Source organism: Janthinobacterium lyxosi, from assembly GCF_051380665.1.
Lineage (GTDB): Bacteria > Pseudomonadota > Gammaproteobacteria > Burkholderiales > Burkholderiaceae_D > Janthinobacterium.
Map to the genome: position 1 here is coordinate 59,339 of NZ_JBNYXM010000023.1, position 16,561 is coordinate 75,899.

The window sequence follows — 16,561 nt, forward strand, 5'->3', positions numbered from 1 at the left end:
TACCGGGCAACCCATGTTTTCCTCGCTTGAACTGACCCTGATGTTACTCGGCAGCGCCGTGCTGGGCGTGGTCGCTTTCAGAATGTTGCATTTGCCGCCCATGTTGGGCTACCTGGCCGTCGGTATCGTCATCGGCCCCCACGCGCTGGGCCTGGCAGCGGAAAACGAGGCCAGCCACACCCTGGCCGAGTTCGGCGTCGTCTTCCTGATGTTTTCCATCGGACTCGAATTCTCGCTTCCCAGGTTCCTCGCCATGCGGCGCATCGTCTTCGGCCTGGGCATGGCGCAGGTGGTCACCACCATCGTCGCCACCGTCGTCTTCGGCTGGTTCGTCGGGCGCTACCTGTCCGCCTACATCCACCTGAGCTGGCAAGCCGCCTTTGCCCTGGGTGGCGCGCTGGCCATGTCGTCGACGGCCATCGTCTCGAAAATGCTCACGGAACGGCTGGAGCTGGAAAGCGAACACGGCCGTAAGATCATCGGCATCCTGCTGTTCCAGGACTTGGCCGTGGTGCCCCTGCTGATCCTGATTCCCGCCCTCACGCGCGATTCGGACAACCTGGCCGAAACCCTGGCCTGGGCGGGCGGCAAGGCCCTGGTCGTACTGATCTTGCTGCTATTCATCGGCCAGAAGCTGGTGCGGGGTTGGCTCACCATCGTCGCCAAGCGCCGCTCGCAAGAATTGTTCATGCTCAACCTGCTGCTGATCACGCTGGGCGCGGCCTGGATCACGGAACGGGCCGGGCTGTCGCTGGCCCTGGGGGCTTTTGTTGCCGGCATGCTCATTTCCGAGACGGAATTCAAGCACCAGGTGGAAGAGGATATCAAACCGTTCCGCGACGTGCTGCTGGGCCTGTTCTTCATCACTGTCGGCATGCTGCTCAATATCCGCGTGGTGCTCGACAACTGGTGGCTGGTCTTGCTGCTGCTGTGCGGCCCCGTGCTGCTGAAATTCGCCCTGATCGCGGGCCTGGCCCGGCTGTTCGGTTCGAGCAACGGCGTGGCCCTGCGCACGGGGCTGGGACTGGCGCAGGCGGGCGAGTTCGGCTTCGTGCTGCTGAACCTGGCGGGCGGCATCAAGTTGATGGATCCGTTCGTCGTGCAGGTGGTGCTGGCCTCGATGGTGCTGTCGATGCTGGCGGCGCCCTTCCTCATCGCCAAGTCCGACGCCATCGTCATGAAACTGGCGGCGAATGACTGGATGATGCAGTCGCTGGCCCTGACAAAGATCGCCACGCGCACCATGGCGTCGCAGAAACACGTGCTGATCGCCGGCTTCGGGCGCAGCGGGCAAAGCCTGGCCACCCTGCTGGCAGAAGAAAAGATCGAATACCACGCGCTGGACCTGGACCCGGAACGGGTGCAGGAAGCGCAGCTGGCCGGCGCCCACGTCTCGTATGGCGACGCGGGCCGGCGCGAAAGCCTGGTCGCGGCCGGCATCTACCGGGCCAGCGCCGTGGTGATTACCTACGCCAACACGCCCTCGGCACTGAAGTTATTGCATCTACTTAAAGAAATGGCGCCGACTTTACCCGTTATCGTGCGCAGCCACGACGACACCGACCTCGACCTGCTGAAAAGCGCGGGCGCGGCCGAAGTGGTGCCGGAATTGATGGAAGGCAGCCTGATGCTCGCTTCGCACGCGCTGATCATGATGGGCGTACCCCTGCGCCGCGTGGTGCATCGGGTGCAGGCGGCGCGCGAAGAGCGCTACGCCTCCTTGCGCGGCTATTTCCACGGTTCCAGCGACGCGGGCGACGATGCCGAGCTGGAACGCCTGCATACGGTCACCGTCAACGAGGGCGCGCACTGCGTGGGTTTACCGTTGAGCGCGATCGACGTGGCTGGCTGCGGCGCGTTTGTTACGGCCATCCGCCGCGGCCGCGACAGCCTTGATGTTACCCCCGAGACACAGCTGGCCAGCGGCGACGTGGTGGTGCTGCGCGGCACGGCCGATGCCGTGGCCAAAGCCGAAACCTTGCTGTTGAAATAATTATTCGACCTGCGCCTGCCAGCTGACGACCTTGTTGCGGCCATCCGCCTTGGCCTGGTACAGGGCCTGGTCGGCGTGCGCCACCAGTTGCTGCGCCACCGTTTCGATCGGTAGCAGGGCCGCGCCCGCTTCCAGGCTGGCCACGCCGATCGATACGCTGACCCACGCCTGCGCGCTGCCCGGCAAGTCAAACATGGTGCCGGCGATGCTGGCGCGGATGCGTTCGGCAACAAACGTCGCACTGTCGAGGTCGGCGTCGATCAGCAGCACGACGAATTCCTCGCCGCCGAAGCGGCCCAACGCATCGGAGCGGCGCAACTCCGTGCGAATGCGCGTGGCCACTTCGCGCAGCACTTCATCGCCGCCCTGGTGGCCATAGGTGTCATTGACCAGCTTGAAATGGTCGATATCGATATACATGCATGAAATGCAATAATTCTGGCGCCGCGCGCGGGCGATTTCTTCCAGCAGCCGGCGGTCGATATAGCGCCGGTTGTAGACGCCCGTCAAGGAATCGGTCAAGCCGATGTATTTCAGCATTTCATTGCTGATCACGTTTTCCAGGCAAATGGCGATGATGGAAGCCATGTGCTTGATGAAATCCGTGCCCAGCGCAGGCGTAAAGCGCGTCGCGTCGCTACTGGCCAGGTTCAGGCTGCCAATCAGGCGCTTGTTGCGCAGCAAGGGTACCAGCGCCACGCTGCGCAGAGCGTCGATCTGCGGAAAACGCGGGCCATGCACGGCAGCATCGAAGGCACCCAGCAGCGGCAACGGCGGCAAGGCCGCTTCGCCCTCGGCCACGAGTGCCGGCGCGGCAAAACCCAGCTCCGCCACGGCATGCACGAACAGCAACTGCGGAAAGGCGCTGAAATCGACGCCCAGCTTTTCCATCACCAGCACGATATCGTCATCCTCGTCGAGCAGGCTCAGGGTGACGCCGTCGAGGTCGGAAATCACGGGCAGGGTGCGGAAGATGGTGCCGATCAGTTCGGGAAACGTGGACGCGCCGACGATTTCCAGGTCGAACGCCTGGTGGCGGCACATGATGTCGTGGTTGCGCTCGACCTGTTCCAGCAGGAAAGCCATGCGCGCGCGCAAGGCCTGGTTTTCGGCTTCGAGGCTGGCAATGCGCGGGTCCGGCGGTATTGCTTGATTCATAGAAACCTTAAACCCTTCTGTACGGGCACCATGCTTAAAATGCCAGTTCGAAACCGATATCCTGCCCCACCACGATACGCTCATCGCCGCCTTCGGTGACGATGGCATTCATGCCAAAGCAGATGGCGCCGTCGAGCTCTGGCTTCGCGCGATAGCCATGCATGACGTCGAGCGGGTCCGGTCCGGGCACGCCCGTGGCCTGGTCCACCGACGGGATCGGGCAGCGCGAGCACGGCTTGACGGGTTTTAACACGGTGGCGCCAAATTGCAGGAACGCGGCGTAGTCTTCCTCGAAGGCGCCGATGTCGCCGATAACGAGGTTGGGCCGGAAACGGTTCATCGGCAGCGCCTCGCGACCGGCGGCGCGCAACTTGTCATTGACATCGGCTAGCGAGGCACTACCGGCGATCAGCACCGGGTAGCCATCGGCAAACATGGTCGCGGCGGCAATTCCATTCGCCCATTCTGTGCTGGTGGTGCGCACCACGTCCGGGTGAAAGCGCACCAGGCGGCACGGCACGCCGATGGCGTTGGAAAACCAGGTGGCCGTGACGTCGTCGCAATCGTAGGCGCGCACGGTATCGTCCCACACCTGCACTTCCAGCATGGGCGCCAATTGTGGATGCGGCAAGCCCAGTGCGATTTCCAGGCGCAGCATGCCCGGCGCACGTAACTCCAGCGTGGTGGCCTTGATGCGCGGCACGATCAGCGCCATACGCGGATGTTCGCGCTGGGTCAGGAAGCGGCCTTGCTCGTCCACCACCATCCATTCGCGGTCGAATACATGCTCGCTCATCAGCCCGGAATGCGTGAGCACTGCCTCCTGCAAGTGGATGCCGGCGCACGATTTGATCGGATACAGGATGATGTCGGACAGGATAGCCATGGACAAGGGACAAGGGACAAGGAACAGTGTTGCTGCTTCTGCCAGGAGTTATTCAGAAACGAAGTATGGCAGCAAAGCGGGCAAGCGTAAATCAGCCAGACTCAGCCAATAAGGCTGGCCTGGCGCGACAAGGATCAATACGTATAGAAAATACGCTGGATTTCTTGCGTACTATTGGTCTTGGTCAAGGCCAGCATCAGCAGGATGCGGGCTTTTTGCGGGTTCAGGGTGTCGGACACGACACTGTCGAGTTCATCGTCGTTGGCTTCGCCATTGCGCGCCACGATGCCCTGGCCGACGCGGCTCGAACGCACGATCAGCACGCCCTTCTGGCGCGCTTCCACCAGGGCCGGCTTCATTTGCGCGGCCACGCTGCCATCGCCCACGCCCGCGTGGATGATGCCCTTGGCGCCAGCGGCAATGAAGGCGTCCATACCGACACGGTGCATATTGGCGTAGCCATACACGATATCGACTTGCGGCAGGGAATCGAGCTTACTGATGTCAAATTCCGATTCCAAGGTGTGCTTGCGCGTCGACTGGCGGTAAAAGAAGGCCTTGCTGCCCTGGATGTAGCCGAGCATGCCCAGTTCCGGCGACTTGAAGGTGTCGGTCGTCGAGGTGTTGGTTTTGGTCACTTCGCGCGCGGCGTTGATCTGGTCGTTCAAGGCCACCAATACGCCCTTGCCCACGGCTTCCTTGCTGCCGGCCAGCATCACGGCGTTGTACAGGTTGATGGGGCCGTCAGCCGAGATGGCGGTCGACGGACGCATGGCGCCCACCACCACCACCGGTTTATGGCTCTTCACGGTCAGATTCAGGAAATATGCCGTTTCCTCGATGGTGTCGGTGCCGTGCGTGACGACCACGCCATCGACATCGTTCGAGGCCAGCAGCACGTTGATGCGCTTGGCCAGGGCCAGCCAGTGGCTATTGCCCATGCTTTCGCTGGCGATCTGAAACACTTGCTCGCCTTTCACATTCGCCACTTTTTTCAGTTCCGGCACGGCCGCAATCAAGCGCTCGACGCCCACGGTGGCCGAGGTGTAGCCGACGGTGGTGGTGCTGTCGGCGCCGCTGCCGGCGATCGTGCCGCCCGTGGCCAGAATCACCACATTCGGCAATTTGACGGCCGCTTGCTGCGCGCGCGCGGGGGAAGCGGCGATAAAGCCCATCAGCAAAGTAGCCAGCATCAGCTGTGCACAAGAATGGAATTTGCGTGAAAACATGGTGCTCCCGTGAGGTGTACTGTCAAAAATAACAAAGTCGTGTGCAAATTATATGTCATCCGTGCGCGGGTAAATCCCGAATTCATGCGTAGCGCGCAAACGTGCGCGCCCGCCCTTGCGCTACAGTGGCGCCATGTCCACATTGCTCCCCTTCCGCTCTTGCCTCATCGCGCCGCTGGTCGTGATGGCGCTTAACGCCTGTTCCACGCAGATAGAACTGCGCACGGCGGCGCAGCAGGAACAGTTCGCGCGGGAGGCAGCCAGCCAGGGCGACTGGGCGCAAGCCATGCGCAGCTACGCGGCCGCGGCCGACAATGCCGAACTGGGCCGAGGCGATCTCGCTTGGCAGGCGCGGCTGCATCACCAGGCGGGACGGGCCGCCAGCGGGGCCTGCCGCTACGATGCGGCCGAATTTCATTTCCGCCAAGCCATCGCGCTGGCAAGGAAGACCGAACGGTCGGGCGCCCTCAGCTACAAGGCGCTGATCGACCAATATGAACGCCAGGGCAAGACGACGCAAGCCTTGGCCGTGCGCAATGAACTGGGCTTTCATCAAGCGTGGGCGCTGGGCGCCTTTGCCGACCTGGAATCGCTGCCAGTCGGCAAACCTTGCGGAGTCCCTCGATGAACACCGTACGCACCTTTCTGGCCGCCTCCGCCCTCTTCGCCGCCATGGCACCGGCGCGCGCCGTCGAACCACCGCTGCCATTATGGGAAGCAGGCGTCTTCGGCGGCACGGCCGTCACGCCCGCCTATCCCGGCGCCAGCGAGCGCTCGACGCGCAGCCTGGCCCTGCCCTATCTGATTTATCGCGGGAAAGTATTGCGCGCCGACCGCTCCGGCGTGGGCGCACGCCTGCTCGATACGGAGCGGGTGGAATTTGACGTGGGTTTTGCCCTGTCCTTGCCGGCCAGGTCCAGCGACGTGCCGGCCCGGCGCGGCATGCCGGACCTGGGCACCCTGGTGGAGTTTGGCCCGCGCCTGAAAATCAAGCTGGCCGAACCGACCCGCAACAGCCGCCTGGGCCTGGAACTGCCCCTGCGCGCCGTCATCGAAGCGCGCGACGGCCTGCGCCGCCAGGGCGCCACGTTCGAGCCGCGCTTCGTGTATGCGCTGCAAGGCGAGCAGCAGGCATGGCATCTCGATGCCAGCCTGGGCGCCGTGCTGGGCAATGCCGCCATCAACGATTACTTTTATGGCGTGAGCCCCGCGTTTGCCACCGATCAGCGCCCGGCGTATGCGGCAAAAAGCGGGCTGATGCTCACGCGGCTGGGCCTGGGCGGTTCGTACCGGCTGCACCAGGACTGGCGCGCTTTTGCCTTTGTACGCTACGACACTTACTCAGGCGCCGCCAACCGCGCCAGCCCCCTGTTGCGCCAGAACAGCGGCACCTCGGCCGGCGTCGGCCTGCTATGGACGTGGCAACGCTCGGACAGCCTGGCACGGGGCCCGGATGACTAGCCGGCTTAAAACTCCGTCGTGGCCGACAGCATGAAGGTGCGCGGGGCGCCTAGCCCCAGGCTGGTCCATTGCGGCAACGCCCAATACGCCTTGTTGCTCACGTTGCTCACGCTGGCGCGCAGGGTCAACGGCCGGCCGGCGGCGCGGGTGGCGTAGCGCGCGCCCAGGTCAAATACGCTGCGGCCCGGTACCGACATGGAATTGTCTTCATTGATGTATTGCTTCGATGCCGCCGTCGCATTCGCCGTCAGGGTCACGCCCGGCACTTGCGGCGCATCCCACTCCACGCCCAGCTTGGCCTGCAGCTTGGGCACGCCGGCCGCCTGCTTGCCCTGGTTAATGCCGTTATTCGTCCTGGCCAGGGTCGGGTCCACATAGGCGATACCGCCCATCAGGCGAACGTCGCGCACGGGCGAGCCGAAGAAGCCCCAGTCGATGCCGCGGTTGCGCTGTTCGCCGCCAAAGGAAAAGACGTTGCTGACCGGATCAACATAGCTGCTGGGGCGCTTGATTTCGTACACACTGAGCGTATGGGCGAATTCACCCAGGTCGACCTTCACGCCGGCCTCCATCTGCTTGGACTTGTACGGGGCAAACACTTCCCCCGCGTTGGCCGCCGTCATGGGGGCCGTCGCACCCTGGCTCAAGCCCTCGATGTAGTTGGCGTACAGCGAAACGTTCCTGGCGGCTTTGACCAGCAGGGCGACGGCCGGCGTCGTGGCAGCGGCGTCATAGCGGGAGCTTCGCGCGCCCGTCTTCACGTTGAAGCTGTCGTTGAGCACTTCCTGGCGCCGCACGCCCACCGTCAGTTGTACTTGATCCTGCGCAAACGACAGGGTATCGACCAGGCCGACACTGGCCAGGCGCAGTTCCGTCTTCGAAATTTGCGGTGCGTCAAAGCGCGTGGCCGGTCCCCATACGGGGCGGTAGATATTCGTGATCCAGTCCTTGTCCAGCACATTGCGGCGGCCGAACTGCTGGTCCGTGTGGCGGTAATACGTGGCGTTGGCCGCCCATTGATGGCTGATGCTCGCTGTACGGAACTTGCCTTTCACGCCCACTTCCGCCGATTGTTTTTCCAGTTTAAAACCCAGGTCAGCCAGATTGGTGCGGTAGTCGCCGGCCGTATTGAATACCTGGATCAGGTAAGCGCCCGTCGACTGGTAATCGGCCTTGCTGGCACCGATGGCGGCATACGCCATCAGTTGTTCGTTGACGTCATATTCGCCACGCAGCATGGCACCCTTGTCCTTCGTGTCATAGAAGGCCCAGCTTGGATTGAGCAAGGTCTCCGCCTTCGGCGGGCGCGGCACGGGCAGGCCGGCGACCAGGTTGACGCCCCGGTTCAAGCCCCGCGCGCGGTCTTCGCTGCTGTACAGGTCGGCGGACAGGCGCGCGCCAACGCCACGCCAGTCGAGGCCCACGGAGACGAGCCGGGTCTTCTTTTTCTGGTGGTCAATGGCGCCTTCGCCGTCGCGGTAGACGCCGTTGATGCGGATGCCGAATTGTTTATTCTCGCCAAAACGCTGGCCCAGGTCCACATGGCCGCCCCATTGCGCATCCGACATATACGACGCCGTCACGCGCGCCAGCGGCGCATCGCCCGCGCGCTTGGGTACCAGGTTGATGCTGCCGCCCACCGAACCACCCGGCGGCATGCCGTTGAGCAAGGCCGACGGGCCTTTCAGCACTTCGATGCGCTCGAACATCTCGGGCGAGGTGCGGTACACGGGCGAAACGCCGAACAGCCCGCCAAACGCGACGTCGCTGGTGCCGGAACTGAAACCGCGTATCGAGTAGTTTTCGCCGATGATGCCCGTCATGCCGCTGCTGAAGACGGTGGGATCGGTGGCCGAGATCACATCGGTGATATCGCGCGCTTGCCGGTCTTCGATGAATTTATCCGTATAGCTGATGGTGTTGAACGGGGTTTCCATGAAATCCTTGTCGCCCAGGAAGCCCACGCGGCCGCCGGAAGCCACTTGCCCGCCGGCATAGGCATCGGTGACAGTGTTGCCTTTGCCCCAGACCGTCACGGCTGGCATGGTTGCGGCGGCTTCTGCCGCGGTGCTGCGTGCCGGTTCGCGGCGCAGCGTGTAGCTGCCATTGCCCTCGCGCACGGCTTGCAAGCCGTGTCCGCGCAACAATTCGTAAAAGCCTTCGGGCACGCTGTAGCTGCCGGACAGGCCGGCGCTGTTCTTGCCTTGCAGCAGGCTAGCCTCGACCGTCAATTCGATGCCCGCCTCGGCAGCAAAGGCGTTGAGCGCCAGGCCCAGTGTACCGCCCGGCACGCTGAACGCTTGCCGTGCCTGCGCCGCTTGCGCAAAGGCCGGCGTGGCCGCCACGCCCAGCGCCCCCACGGTCAAGCCCGTGATCAGCGCCAGCTGCACGGCGGTGGCGAGGCGGTTCAGGTTCAAAACGGGAAGGTGGCGCGTTGCCATGCGTTTGCTCATACGGTAAATCCTTTCAGATGGATGATTGCTTGTTCTCACCCTATCTCCCGAACGAAAAGACAGAATCCTCAATCTAAATACGAATCATTACTAAAATACTTATCACTGATAACCCTTGAGCACGTCATCGATCACCAATTTCAGCGACGTCACGCTGGCCGCCGTGATGTACCAGGCATCGGCATCGACAAAGACCACGCGGCCGTTCTTCCAGGCATTGGTCTGGCGTAACAGCGGATTGGCCATCTGTTCGGCCGTCATGACGGGACGGTGTTCCATCACGGCCGTGCGGTCCACAACATAAATAATGTCGGGATTGGCTTGCTGGATGAACTCGCTGGAAATCGGCTGGCCATGCAAGCCCGCCTCGATGGCCGAACTGGCCGGTTTCACGCCCAGCGCGTCGAAGACAAAACCGTAGCGCGATTGCACGCCGAAGGAACTGAAGGCGCCGTTATTGTGCAGCACGATCAGCGCCTTCTCGGGACGGTCTTGCGTCACCTTGCGCGCGTCCGCCACTTTGGCGTCAAGTCCCAGCGCTTTCAGGCGGGCGATGTCTTCCTTGCCGAAGATGCGTCCCAAGGTCAGCAAGTGCTGCTTGACCACCTCGATGTGCTTGCTCTCGCTGTTCTGGTAATCCACGTCGAAGTGCACCGTGGGCGCGATCTGGCTCAGTTCCTTGTAATGATTGGCCTGGATCGACGTCATCAGCACCAGGTCGGGCTTGAGCGCATGGAGGTGTTCGAGATTAGGCTGCACGATGGCGCCCAGGTCGCGGATGCCCTGGTCATCCTTGTAGCGCGTGAGGAAATGCGGCACGTAATCCTTCACCATGCCGGCCACGGGCACGCCCAGCTGGTCGAGGAAATCGACTTCGTTCATGTCGAGCACAGCCACCCTCTGCGGACGCTGTTCGATCACCGTCGTGCCCAGTTTATGCACGATGGTGATGGGAGAAAATGCCTGCGGTGGCGCAGAGGCGGCAGGCGCTGGCGGCGCCATGGCCGCCTTGTCGGTGCAGCCTTGCAGGGCGGCCATGGCGGCGAGCAGCACGACCAGCGCGCAGCGGGATTTGTTCCAGATCATCTCAAGCTCCTGTAGGGGTAAAGTAATTGCAGACACAGCCACGCTCGTTGCGCACGATGTAAAAATCGATGTCGTACAGCGCGCGCAAGCGCGCCTCCGTGACGACCTCGTGCGCGGGGCCAGAAAAGCGCACGGCGCCGCCCTGCATGGCGACGATGTGGTCCGAGTAATTGGCGGCGAAATTGATGTCGTGAATCACCAGGATCACGGTGCGCCCCTGCTCGTCGCACAGGCGACGCAGCGCGCGCATGATCTGCACGGCGTGCCTCATGTCGAGGTTGTTGAGCGGTTCGTCGAGCAGCAAAATATCTGTCTGTTGGGCAATCGTCATGGCCAGGAACGCCATCTGGCGCTGGCCGCCGCTCAGTTCATCGACATACGCCAGGCGCAGCGATTCCAACGACAAAAAGGCGATGGCGTCATCGATGGCTTGCCGGTCCTGCGCCGTCAGCGTGCCACGGCTGTAGGGGAAGCGGCCGAAGGCGACCAGCTCTTCCACCGTCAGGCGCAGGTTGAAATCGGGCGACTGGCGCAGGGTGGCCACTTGCTTCGCGTACTCCTGCACGCTGATATCGGCGATGCGGCGCCCAGCAATTGCAATCTCGCCGCCGTTCGGTTCCTGCAGACGCGCAATGAGCATCAGCAAGGTGGTCTTGCCGGCCCCATTCGGGCCAATCAGCGACGTCACTTGCCCCTTGGGAAACTGCGCGCTGACGTTGGCCAGCACGCGCTTTGCGCCATAGCTTTTCTCGATATGGTTGACGTGAATCATGCTGTGCCTCGGGTACGGACCATGAGCGCGAGGAAATACGCGCCACACACCAGGTTGACGAGGATGCCAACGGTGGTCCGGTAGTTGAAAACGTGCTCGACCAGCAGCTGGGCGACCAGAAAGATGGCGATGGCGATGGCGCAGCCCAGCGGCAAGGTGGCGCGATGGCGCGCCGTGCGTGCCAGTGCATACGTTGTGTTCGCCACAAAGATGCCCATGAAGGCCGTGGGACCCAGCAGGCTCGTCGACACCGCCACCAGCACGGCGATCAGCGCCAGCTGCAGCTGCACCATGCGCCGGTAATCGATACCGAGCGAGATGGCTTGCTCGCATCCCAGCGCCAGCACATCGAGCGCCGGCATGGCCTTGACGATGGCCAGGCAGGCGGCGCCCACCAGCAGCGCCGAGGTCAGCAACTGCGCGGGCTGCGCCTTGTTGAACGATGCCTGGCTGAATCCTTGCAAAATGGCAAACTCTCCGGGACTGATGCGCAGCTGGATGAACTGGGTCAATGTGCCGATCACCATCGTCAGCACGAATCCCAGCAGCAAGAGGAAGTACACGTTGTTCTTGCCATCACGAAACAGCCAGTAATGGATGGCCCAGGAGTAGGCCAGCATCAGCGCAATCGACACGACAAAATTGCCGTTCTGTCCCAGCAGCACCACGCTATGCATGCCCATCGCGAGGATCAGCAGCGACTGCAGCAGCAGGTACACGGCTTCGTAGCCCATGACGGCCGGCGTCAATATCCGGTTGCCGGCGATGGTCTGGAAAATAATGGAGGACACTGCCACGCAGACGCCGCCGATGACGATGGCAGCCAGGCGCGCCAGGCGCTTGGGGAGGATGTAATCGAAATCCAGATTTGCGCCGACGAAGAGAAAGGCCATCGCCAGGGCAAACACGGCCAGCCACAGTGTCCGCTGCTTCAATATGCGCCTCATCGCCGCCCCCGGACGATCAGCGCGAGAAACAGCAGGCCGCCCACGCCGCCCGCCGTCAGGCCGATCGGCACCTCGAACGGGTAGATCAGCAATCGCCCGGCGATATCGCAGGCCAGCAGCAGCGAGGCGCCGCACAGGGCCACGATGGGCAAGGTGCGGCCCAGGTTGTCGCCATGGCGCAAGGCCACCAGGTTGGGGATGGCCAGCCCGACAAACGGGATGGCGCCCACCGTGATCACCGTGGCCGCCACCGTGACGGCCACCAGCATCAGACCCAGCGCCACCGTGACCCCATAATTCAGGCCCAGGCTGGTAGCCATGCCCTCGCCCAAGCCCAGTAACGTGAAACGCTGCGCGTACAGATACGTGAGGGCAACGATGGGCAGGATCAGATAAATGATTTCATAGTTGCCCTGGACGATTTTCGAGAAATCGCCGAGCAGCCAGCCCTGCATGCTTTGCAACATATTGTTGCGGTAGGCATAGAACTCGGCCACGGCACTGAGCACGCCGCCATACACGAGGCCGATGACGGGCACCAGGATCGTGTTCTTGAAGCGGATGCGGCGGATCAAGCCCACATACAGCAAGCTGGCGGCGAAGCAGAAGGCCAGCGCGAACGCCATCTTGCAGGCCGTGCCCGCTGCGGGCGCCACGCTCAGCGCGACGAGGATGCCCAGCTTGGCCGCGTCGAGGCCGCCCGAGGTGGCCGGCTCAACGAATTTGTTGCGCACGATGTGTTGCAGGATGACGCCGCAGACGGACAGGCCCACGCCCGTCAGCACCAGCGCTGCCAGGCGCGGCAGCCGGCTGGCCGTGAGGGTCAGCCATGCATCAGCGGACAGCGCGTCGGACAGCGCAAACAGCTGCGTCCAGGCGATGTGCCTGGCACCGACCAACAGCGAGGCGCAACACAGGATCAAGAACAGGAAAAACAGACGCGCATGTATCAAATCGTCATCCCGTTCATGGCGGCGGCGCTGCGGCGGCGATACGCCAGCCCTTGGCCGCCTGGCGCTGGGCCAGGAAGTGGGTATACAAGCCATCCTGCTCGCGCAAGGTGCTGGGTGCGCCCTGCTCGCGCAGCACACCACCATCGAGCACGACGATCTGGTCGGCCATCGCCACCGTCGACAGCTGGTGGGCGATGACGATCACCGTGCGCTTGCCGCGCAGCCGCGCCAGCGATTCGGCGATGGCGGCCTGGTTTTCCGCGTCGAGCGCAGCCGTCGCTTCGTCGACCAGCAGGATAGTCGCATCCTTGATCAGTGCGCGGGCGATGGCGATGCGCTGGCGCTCGCCGCCGGACAGGCGCGCGCCGCCCTCGCCCACCAAAGCATCGAATCCTTGCGGCAAGCGGGCGATGATCTCGGCCACGCCCGCCTGGCGCGCCGCTTCCAGCACCTCGGCATCGGTCGCATCCGGCTTGCCGATGCGGATGTTGTCGGCGATGCTGCCCTGGAACAGATAACTGTCCTGGAAGATCTGGCCGATCTGCCCTGCCAGTTGTTCGCTGGACATGTTCCGCACATCGACGCCGCCCACCAGCACCGTGCCTGCACTGGCGTCAAAGAAGCGCGCGATCAGGCGCACCAGGGTTGTCTTGCCGGAGCCGGAAGCGCCGATCAGCGCCGTCATGCTGCCCGGCGCAATGCGCAGATTGATGTCCGTCAATACGTCGGGCTGGTCCTGTGCATAGCGAAAGCCCACGCCACGCAGCTCAACGGAAGCATCGCGCGGCGCCTGCGGCGTGTGTGCTTCCGGCAAGGGCTGCACGGCGAAAATATCGCGCGCCGCATCGAGCGGGCCCCGCGCGCCGCGCAGCACTTCGCCATAACTGGCCACTTCCTGCAGCGGATCGACAAAGCGCACCACCAGCAACAGCGCCACGATGACAGAAATAGCGTCGCTCGCAGCGGATGCCGCACCCAGCAGGCTCTGCAGCCACAGCGCGGCAGCGGCCAGCAAGGCGGCAAAGATGGCTTGCACGGCCCAGGCGTTGAGCACCGATGACAAAGCCGACAGATAGATCAGCCGTGAGCCGGCGTGGCGCTGCTCATTGATGGCTTGCTGCAGGAAACGCGTGCCGCCACCACCGCCGTTGCCATTGAAAGCGCGCAAGACGGATTGCGCTTGCGCAAACTCCACCAGGCGCTGGCTGGTCTGGGCAAAATGCCGGTGATAGGCGTCATCGGCGCGCTGGCCCAGATGCGCGGTGAGCCGCAAGGTTCCGGCCAGGATGGGCAGCGCCAGCAGCGCAATGAGACCCAGTGGCCAGTGCAGCACGAACAGCGCGGCCACGAGCACCAAAGGCGTGACGGCACCGCAGATCACGGGCGTGAGCACGTGAGCTGGCAGCTGGGCCACATTCATCATGCCTTGCGTGATGACGTGGCCCAGTTTCGCCGTGTTCTCCGGCGTGAACCAGCCGACGGGCAGGCGTGCCACGTGCTCGCCCAGGCGTTGGCGCGCCCCTTGCAGCACCGTCACGCCCACGCGCACGCCGGCCTTTTCCACCTGGCGCCGCCAGCCCCAGCAGGCCACCAGCCCGGTCAGCAGCACCAGCAGCCACAGGGCCGCGCCGCCCGTATCGCCGGCCAGCAAGCGGCCCAGGGCCAACACCAGCGCGGTCATCGTCAGCCCGCTGAGCACGCCATACGCGACGGCCATGGCACAGTAGCGGCAAAACACGGGCGCATCATCACCCAGCAATTGCATGAAAGTCTTCAGCATGACGGGGTCGCCCCTTCCTGGGTATCCTGATAGCCGCCCAGCGCCCACAGTTGCGCATAGCGGCCCTTGCCTGCGAGCAAGCCGGCATGGCTGCCCTGCTCGACGATGGCGCCGTTCTCGACGACGACGATGTGGTCGGCGTGCATGATGGTGTCGAGCCGGTGCGCGATCACCAGCAGGGTGCGGCCCCTGGCAAAGCGCGACAGCGCATCCTGGATCGCCACTTCGTTTTCCGCATCGGCGGCCGCCGTGGCTTCATCGAGCACCAGCACGGGTGGGTCGAGCAGCACAGCGCGGGCGATGCTCACGCGCTGCAGCTCGCCGCCGGACAGCTGCGCATCCTCGCCGATCACGGCATCGTAGCCGCGTGGCAAGGCCAGGATGCGTTCGTGGATGTTCGCCAGGCGCGCCGCCTCTTCGACCTCTTGCGCGCTGGCCGATGGCCGCCCCAGCGCGATGTTTTCGCGCACGCTGGCGTGGATCAGCCGCACTTCCTGCAGCACGAAGCCGATGCGCCGGTACAGCTCTGGCGTGGCGATGTGCCGCAGGTCGACGCCGCCCAGGGTGATGCGCCCTTCGGTCGGGTCGAAAAAACGCAGCAACAGCCGCGCCAGGGTCGATTTGCCGGAACCGGAGGCGCCGACGATGGCCGTGACCGTACCAGGACGCAAGGTCAGGCAGATGTCCGACAGCACCTTGTTGTGTCCATCGTAGGCATAGCCCACGCCGTCCATGCGGATCTCCGTACCATCTGGCAACTGCTGCTGGTCGGGCGCCAGCTGTGCCAGCACGGGCGTATCGAGCAAGGCTTGCACGCGCTGGGCCGCGCCGGTGGCGTTATTAAGGTCGTGCGTGAGGTAATGCAGCAGCAGCATCGGCGCGGAAATACCGGGCGCCACCAGGGCGAACGGCAGAATTTCCACGGGCGCCATCCAGCCCAGGGCCACGAACACGGTGCCGGCAATCACCACCACGCCCAGCACGGCGACTGGCGCAATCAGCGCATTGGCATTCGCCATCGAACCGACCAGCGGGCGCGTGAATGCGGCAAACGCCTCGGCAAAGGCGTCAACGGCAGTGCGGTAGCTGCCGTGCGCGCGGCCCGTGGCGCCGAAGGCCTTGACCACGGGAATGCCGTTGACGAACTCCACCACGGCATTGTTGATGCGCCCCATGCCAGCGACAAATTGCTGCATATTGCTCCCGCTGGCCTTCATGGCCCGGCCGAAAAACAGGAAAAAGCCGGGAAATGGCAGGATCGCCACGATGGCCAGGCGCCAGTCCATGGCGAACAGATAAATCACCGAGATAGCGATAGCGCCCACGGCGCGTCCCGTCGTCGTGTAAAAGTGCGCGGTGAGACTGTGCAGGGTGTTGATGTCGTCCTGCATCGCCTGCTTGACCTCGCCCGAGGCCCGGCTGGTGAACCAGCCCAGCGGCACTTGTCCCAGGCGCTGCATGGCTTGCAGGCGCAACTGGTGGGTGAGGCGGTTGTCGGCCAGGTGGGCGGCCAGCTCGCCCAGCGACATCAGCGCCATACCGAAGCACAGACAAGCAACGCTGGCGATAATGGTGGGCCAGACATCGCCTTGCGCTAGCGCAGGGTCCAGGGCAATTTGCGCGATGTGCGCGATGCCCGCCAGCGGTGCCAGCGTGAGCATGGAACCGGTGCAGGCGAGCATGGCGGCGACGATCAAGCGTCCGCGGATGGGCTGCAGTATCCGGCTGATCGGACCGACTCGGCTTTGGCTACTCATGGAGAAAACGGGGAAAAACGTGCATAAGTTCAATGGATAAGGGTGGCTCTTACCCTATATCCCGAACGAAAATGCAAAACCCTCAA

At 63.6% G+C, this 16,561-nt stretch carries 13 protein-coding genes; 3 read left to right on the plus strand and 10 right to left on the minus strand.

All coding sequences use genetic code 11. The features are described from left to right. Positions 1-13 precede the first annotated feature (13 nt). A complete protein-coding gene (locus ACQ4WP_RS21505) occupies positions 14-1,993 on the plus strand; it encodes a cation:proton antiporter domain-containing protein (RefSeq protein ID WP_436524192.1) in 1,980 nt (659 codons plus the stop codon). Here the strand turns inward: ACQ4WP_RS21505 and ACQ4WP_RS21510 are convergent, their stop codons facing one another. The 3 genes from ACQ4WP_RS21510 to ACQ4WP_RS21520 all read right to left on the minus strand — a co-directional run bounded on the left by ACQ4WP_RS21510 (position 1,994) and on the right by ACQ4WP_RS21520 (position 5,266). Then, on the minus strand, positions 1,994-3,151 hold the full coding sequence (locus ACQ4WP_RS21510) for a GGDEF domain-containing protein (protein ID WP_436524194.1): 1,158 nt from the start codon (positions 3,149-3,151) through the stop codon (positions 1,994-1,996). A gap of 34 nt (positions 3,152-3,185) precedes the next feature. Then, entirely contained in the window at positions 3,186-4,037 is an 852-nt protein-coding gene (locus ACQ4WP_RS21515) for an MOSC domain-containing protein (protein WP_436524196.1), read from the minus strand. Between the two features lie 134 nt (positions 4,038-4,171). Further along, a complete protein-coding gene (locus ACQ4WP_RS21520) occupies positions 4,172-5,266 on the minus strand; it encodes a type II asparaginase (RefSeq protein WP_436524198.1) in 1,095 nt (364 codons plus the stop codon). Positions 5,267-5,399: 133 nt separating this feature from the next. Between ACQ4WP_RS21520 and ACQ4WP_RS21525 the strand changes: the two genes are divergently transcribed. Further along, on the plus strand, positions 5,400-5,894 hold the full coding sequence (locus ACQ4WP_RS21525; protein ID WP_436524200.1) for a hypothetical protein: 495 nt from the start codon (positions 5,400-5,402) through the stop codon (positions 5,892-5,894). Continuing rightward, positions 5,891-6,727, plus strand: a complete 837-nt coding sequence (locus ACQ4WP_RS21530) for a MipA/OmpV family protein (RefSeq protein WP_436524202.1) — start codon at positions 5,891-5,893, stop codon at positions 6,725-6,727. Before ACQ4WP_RS21525 ends, ACQ4WP_RS21530 begins: the two co-directional genes overlap by 4 nt. Positions 6,728-6,732: 5 nt before the next feature. Here ACQ4WP_RS21530 and ACQ4WP_RS21535 read toward each other — a convergent pair whose 3' ends face one another. The 7 genes from ACQ4WP_RS21535 to ACQ4WP_RS21565 form a co-directional block, all read right to left on the minus strand. Further along, on the minus strand, positions 6,733-9,180 hold the full coding sequence (locus ACQ4WP_RS21535; RefSeq protein ID WP_436524204.1) for a TonB-dependent siderophore receptor: 2,448 nt from the start codon (positions 9,178-9,180) through the stop codon (positions 6,733-6,735). A 102-nt stretch (positions 9,181-9,282) separates the two neighbouring features. Further along, positions 9,283-10,266 (minus strand): siderophore ABC transporter substrate-binding protein, encoded by a 984-nt coding sequence (locus ACQ4WP_RS21540; protein ID WP_436524206.1) that lies wholly within the window; start codon positions 10,264-10,266, stop codon positions 9,283-9,285. A 1-nt stretch (position 10,267) separates the two neighbouring features. Then, positions 10,268-11,038: an iron ABC transporter ATP-binding protein gene (locus ACQ4WP_RS21545; RefSeq protein WP_436524208.1), complete on the minus strand. Its 771-nt coding sequence runs from the start codon at positions 11,036-11,038 to the stop codon at positions 10,268-10,270. Next, on the minus strand, positions 11,035-11,985 hold the full coding sequence (locus ACQ4WP_RS21550) for an iron chelate uptake ABC transporter family permease subunit (protein ID WP_436524210.1): 951 nt from the start codon (positions 11,983-11,985) through the stop codon (positions 11,035-11,037). The genes ACQ4WP_RS21545 and ACQ4WP_RS21550 overlap by 4 nt, the downstream gene beginning before the upstream one ends. Continuing rightward, positions 11,982-12,935, minus strand: a complete 954-nt coding sequence (locus ACQ4WP_RS21555; RefSeq protein ID WP_436524258.1) for an ABC transporter permease — start codon at positions 12,933-12,935, stop codon at positions 11,982-11,984. The genes ACQ4WP_RS21550 and ACQ4WP_RS21555 overlap by 4 nt, the downstream gene beginning before the upstream one ends. 16 nt (positions 12,936-12,951) lie before the next feature. Beyond that, positions 12,952-14,718 (minus strand): ABC transporter ATP-binding protein, encoded by a 1,767-nt coding sequence (locus tag ACQ4WP_RS21560; RefSeq protein ID WP_436524212.1) that lies wholly within the window; start codon positions 14,716-14,718, stop codon positions 12,952-12,954. Next, positions 14,712-16,475 (minus strand): ABC transporter ATP-binding protein, encoded by a 1,764-nt coding sequence (locus ACQ4WP_RS21565; protein ID WP_436524214.1) that lies wholly within the window; start codon positions 16,473-16,475, stop codon positions 14,712-14,714. Before ACQ4WP_RS21565 ends, ACQ4WP_RS21560 begins: the two co-directional genes overlap by 7 nt. Positions 16,476-16,561: the final 86 nt, after the last annotated feature.